The sequence below is a fragment of the Sphingopyxis sp. genome (assembly GCF_036402335.1).
In the GTDB taxonomy this organism is placed as follows: Bacteria; Pseudomonadota; Alphaproteobacteria; order Sphingomonadales; family Sphingomonadaceae; genus Sphingopyxis.
Genome location: NZ_DASWTD010000369.1, coordinates 1 through 4,825 on the forward strand (window position 1 = coordinate 1; position 4,825 = coordinate 4,825).

The window sequence follows — 4,825 nt, forward strand, 5'->3', positions numbered from 1 at the left end:
ACATGAAAACCGATCTTGACCATCTTCCCGGCAGCAAGCAGAACGACCTCGCGCGTATTGTCGAAATCCTTTTCGCCGAGTTCGAGGATGCGACCGCGCTGGCGACCCAGAAATGGAAGAAACAGGGACGCATCCTCAAGGTCATCCTCTACGGCAGCTATGCGCGCGGCGACTGGGTCGCCGATCCGGTTGGCGGCTATTACTCTGATTACGACATCCTCGTTGTCGTCAACGACGAGCGGCTGACTGATCCGGTCGACTATTGGTACAAGGCCGAGGACCGCTTCCTGCGCGATTACGGCGTCACCAAGAAGCTGTCGGCTCCCGTCGGCCTGATCGTCCACAGCCTGGTCGATGTGAACCAGCAGCTCTCGCGCGGACGGCCGTTCTTCATCGACATCGTGCGCGATGGGATTGTGCTTTACGAGCTCGGCACGCAAGCGTTCGACACGCCTAAGCCGCTGTCGGCCGAGGAGGCGAGGGAAGAGGCTCAGGCATACTTTGATCAGTGGTTTGCTGGTGCTAACGAGTTTCTCGACGGGGCAAAGTATTTCATTTCTCAAGGATACAATAATCGCGCGGCCTTCCTCCTTCATCAGGCGACCGAGCATTTCTATCATACGGTGCTGCACGTCCTGACGCTCTACTCGCCGAAATCGCACAAGATCAACTTCCTCCGCGACAAGTCCGAGGACATCGCCCGCGACCTGATCCCGATCTGGCCGCGCGACAGCAAGTTCGGCCGGCGCTGCTTCGAGCTGTTGCAGCAGGCCTATGTCAACGCGCGCTACTCGCCGCACTACAAGATCACCGGTCCCGAGCTCGAATGGCTCCTCGAGCGCATCGAGCTCATGCAGGCCGAGGTGAAGGCGATTGCCGAGAAGCGGTTGGCGGAGGGTGTTGGTTCGTGACGGACGTTGCCGAGTCGTCGGGCGCGACGCCCGATCGCAAGATCGCTCTCTTGATCGACGCCGACAACGTCTCGCACGCCAAGATCGGCGCGATGCTCGCCGAGCTCTCGAAATATGGCACCGCGAACATCCGCCGCGCCTACGGCAACTGGGCTGCCGACGGCCTCAAGGGTTGGAAGGACAAGCTCCACGACTTCGCGATCCGGCCGATCCAGCAGTTCGACTATTCGCAGGGCAAGAACGCGACCGACATCGCCCTCGTCATCGATGCGATGGAACTGCTCTACACGCAAAAGCTCGACGCCTTCTGCCTCGCGTCGAGCGACGCTGATTTCACGCCGCTGGTCATGCAGCTGAAGGCGAATGGCCACGAGGTCTACGGCTTCGGGGAACGCAAGACGCCGAGCCCTTTCGTCAACGCCTGCACCACCTTCCTTTATCTCGACAGCCTCGACGGAGAGCCCGAGGATGCGGCCGCCGTCGCGACTTCCGCCGTCCCGGCTGCCAAGGCCAAGCCGGCAGCGCGTACCAAGGCAGCGCCGTCCGCCAAGGCAGCGGGCAAGGCGCTGGCGATGGACACGAAGCTCGTCACGACCCTGCGCGGCGGTGTCGAGGCCGCTGCGCGCGACGATGGCTGGGCCTTGATGTCCGCTGCCGGCAGCGCCGTGAAACGCCAGGCGCCGATCGAGCCGCGCAACTACGGCGCCAAGAATTTCCCGGCGCTGTTCGCGGCGACCGGCCTCTTCGAGATCGTGAAGGGCGCCGACGGCCAATCCTATGTCGCCGACAAGCGGAACAAGGACCGGGCGAAGGCGCCGGGCGAATAATCGCCATGGCATCGCGCGGGCTCGTTTAGGGCTGGTCGCGTTCATGCCAAAATGGACATTTTTGTTGTGGGCCGCTGATCGCGAGCTGCGCCAAAAACTTGCTTGTCTTTCGCATGTTATGGTCCGCCCCGCGGATTGCGCCGAAAACGGCCGAACCTTGGCAGGATAGCGGGGTTGACAGCGCGGTGATGCTCGATTGCTATGCCGACATCTTGGGGGAGGGGTATCATGACGGTAACGCGTTCGGGGATCGCCGCGCTCTTGGCCGCGTCCATGCCGCTGGCGGGTTGCACGACCTTGAAGGTCAATCCCGCGACGAGTGACCCGGCCTCGCGCCAGGGGATCGCCTATTTCCTGCCCTTCTCGCAGTTCGAGACCAAGGTGACCTGGGCGGCAAGCTGCGACGAGACCGACAAGGAACTATCGCTGACGCCGAAAATCGAGGCGACGGCGAAAAACGGTCCAGACCCCGCGGCGCTCTACGTGATCGGCTATGCCTCGCTGTCGTCCTTTACCAAGACGAGCTCGGTCAAGGTCACCTTCTATGACTCGGGGGCCATCAAGTCGATCAACGCCGAGGCTGACGACCGGACCGCGGAAATATTGACCAAGACGATCTCGGCCGTCGGCAAGGTCGCGAAGCTCGTCGCCACCGCGGGCTCCGACAAGGCGCTTTGCTCGGCGGACCTCGTGCAAAAGCTATCGGACGCCGATGCGGCGAAAAAGGAAGTCGATCGGCTTACCGCGCTCCTTGCCAAGCATACGCGCGACCTCGACGCGTCGAGCGCACGCGTGACCCGCGCCGGCGCCGCGATCAGCCGCTCGCTTCGGCAGTCGCACGACACCGCGATCTCCAACGTCGTCGCCACGCAGATCGACCTCGACAGCGCGAAGGGGCTCCTCGAGGAGCGCACCAAGGCGGTGAGCCACGCGTCGACCGTCGTGTTCCCCGAGGCCAGCTCGGTCATCGCCTCGACCAAGGGGATCGAGATCCCCGCGGCCACCCTCGCGAAATGGGTAGCGCGCAAGGTAGACGCGGCGGGCAAGCCCATCGAGACCGACGACCAGTTCAAGACGCGCGTCGAGGGCCTCGCGGCGCAGGCCGCGACTTGGTTCGAGCTCAAGTCGACGACGGCGCTCATCGACCCGGTGAAGGCGAGGGCGGTCGCCGCCTCCGGAAAGCCCGGCGACACCGCTCTCGTGGATTCCGGCGACCCGGGTCCGGAGGCGGGCATTCGTTACCGCGTCGGCGTCCCGGCGATTCTCCAGGCTTGCAAGGGTGGGCCCTGCACGAAGGTGGGCATCGAGCAAGGCAAGCCCTTCAAGTCCTTGCCGGTCACGCTGCTCAACCGCGACACCACTTTCTTCCTGCCCTTTCACAGCAAGGCGTTCACCAACGGCGCCCTCTCGGCCACCTTCGCCGAGAGCGGCGTGCTCACCAGTGCCGGCTACGAGCAAAAGAAGGCCGCGGGCGAGGCCGTTGCCGGCGTGCTCGACGCGCTCGCCGCCGAGGTCTCGACCGTCGTCGAGGCCGACCGCGCCAACTCCAAGTCGAAGCTCGAAAAGCTCGAGGAAGAGATCAAGCTCGCCAAGGCGGAGAAGGACCTCGCCGATGCCAAGGCCGCGCTCGACGAGTCGGGAAACGACGTCAACGAAGACGCGATCGCCGCGCTCGCGGCGGACACGGCGCTCAAGCAGGCGCAGCTCGCCAACATCAATGCCGACATCGCCGTTCGCGAAGCAGAGGCCAAGCTGGCCGAGGCCGGGTCGGGGAACTGACCATGCGCCGTAGCGCGCGACTCGCTCTCGATGCGAGTATCAGGAAGCGCGACCTGCGCTTCGTCCTGCGCTCGCCCCCGGTCGAGCCGACGTCGCCTTCTCCCGACCTCGAGCCGCGGTTCGAGACCTTTGGCCTCGATGCTCCGCCCCCGAGGGCGAGCTGGATCGGCCGCGCCGAGCTCGCCCCCGTCTCGCAGCAACTTCCCTTCGCGACCTGCCTCGCCCACGCGCTCTGCCGCCTCCAGGAAACCCTGCTCCGCCTCCGCTCGGCGTTCCAGCCGCTCGATGCCGACATGTTCCACCAGTGCGTCGCCGGCCTCAATTGCAGGTCGGGGCAGCCCCGGCCAACGACCCATGTCACCCTTCTTCGCGACGCCGGCGCGCCGGCGAACGCCGGGGCCTTCAAGCCCGACGATCCTTGCCCGGCCCCGCTTCCCGCGCCCTCGCGCTGCGTTCGCGCCGAGCTCGTGGCGGACACGGACGATGCCAAGATGACGATAGCCCGCCACGCTCCAGTCGTTGCCACCATGGCAGCCGAGGCACGCTTCGCCCGGGTGAAGGACTTCTCGATCTACCGGGACGGCGGCGGTGAAGCCGACCTCAACCACGCGCTGCTTCTCGTCGGCTACGACGACGAACTCGGGTGCTGGGAAGTGCAGAACAGCTTCGGCACCGGCTGGGGGAGGGGCGGCCTTGGCCGGATCGCCTACGGTGAATGCAACATCCTCGGTGGTCCGTCGAACCCGGCGTTCAAGCTCTACTAGCCGACCGGGGTATGGCGCCGGGCCGAGCGGTTGCCTGCTTGCCCCGGCGTGCCGCCCGCTTAATCGGCGCGCATGGCACTGAATAGGTCGGGCTGCCTGGGAGCCGCGAGCACCGCGCGCGCCTCGATCGCCGCTCCCACCGCTTGCCGGTAGTGGACGGTGCGGCACCGCTCGGCTTCCTCGAACCCGACCGGTGCCCATTCCTCGCCCGGGTAACAACTGTCGTAGATCGCGCGCGCGGCAGCGCGCAGCTGCACGTCGTGCTGCAATGCTCGTCTCCGTCGATGTCGAATCGCCGCCTGGCGGCTCGAGCAACGATAAGAACATAAGAAGAACAAGATCGCAAGACCACCGGGGGTCGAATTTGCCCGGTGGCGTTTTCGACCCTGCCGCTGCCGCCTTTCACCTCCCATCAACCGGGGCGCCAGGCGGCGCGGCGGCGCGCCGCGCATCGAGGAGATGTTCGATGACAACTATGCCCGAGGGCGATGCGAACGCCCGGGCCGCGCTCGCGCGCCGCGGCTCGCCCTTTCTAAGTCCCGAC

5 protein-coding genes are annotated in these 4,825 nt (G+C 65.5%); 4 read left to right on the top strand and 1 reads right to left on the bottom strand.

What is annotated here, in order from left to right; genetic code table 11:
* From VGD20_RS11735 to VGD20_RS11750, 4 genes are all read left to right on the top strand, one after another.
* Positions 1-911 (top strand): HEPN domain-containing protein (locus tag VGD20_RS11735; protein ID WP_331134619.1); only part of this gene is annotated, 911 nt, incomplete at its 5' end.
* On the top strand, positions 908-1,738 hold the full coding sequence (locus VGD20_RS11740; protein ID WP_331134620.1) for an NYN domain-containing protein: 831 nt from the start codon (positions 908-910) through the stop codon (positions 1,736-1,738). The genes VGD20_RS11735 and VGD20_RS11740, both read left to right, overlap by 4 nt.
* 228 nt (positions 1,739-1,966) lie before the next feature.
* Positions 1,967-3,517 carry a hypothetical protein gene (locus tag VGD20_RS11745; RefSeq protein WP_331134621.1) on the top strand — a complete coding sequence of 517 codons (1,551 nt, stop codon included), beginning with the start codon at positions 1,967-1,969 and terminating at the stop codon, positions 3,515-3,517.
* Between the two features lie 2 nt (positions 3,518-3,519).
* On the top strand, positions 3,520-4,281 hold the full coding sequence (locus VGD20_RS11750; RefSeq protein ID WP_331134622.1) for a C1 family peptidase: 762 nt from the start codon (positions 3,520-3,522) through the stop codon (positions 4,279-4,281).
* A gap of 59 nt (positions 4,282-4,340) precedes the next feature.
* Here VGD20_RS11750 and VGD20_RS11755 read toward each other — a convergent pair whose 3' ends face one another.
* Positions 4,341-4,550 (bottom strand): hypothetical protein, encoded by a 210-nt coding sequence (locus tag VGD20_RS11755; RefSeq protein ID WP_331134623.1) that lies wholly within the window; start codon positions 4,548-4,550, stop codon positions 4,341-4,343.
* Positions 4,551-4,825 lie beyond the last annotated feature (275 nt).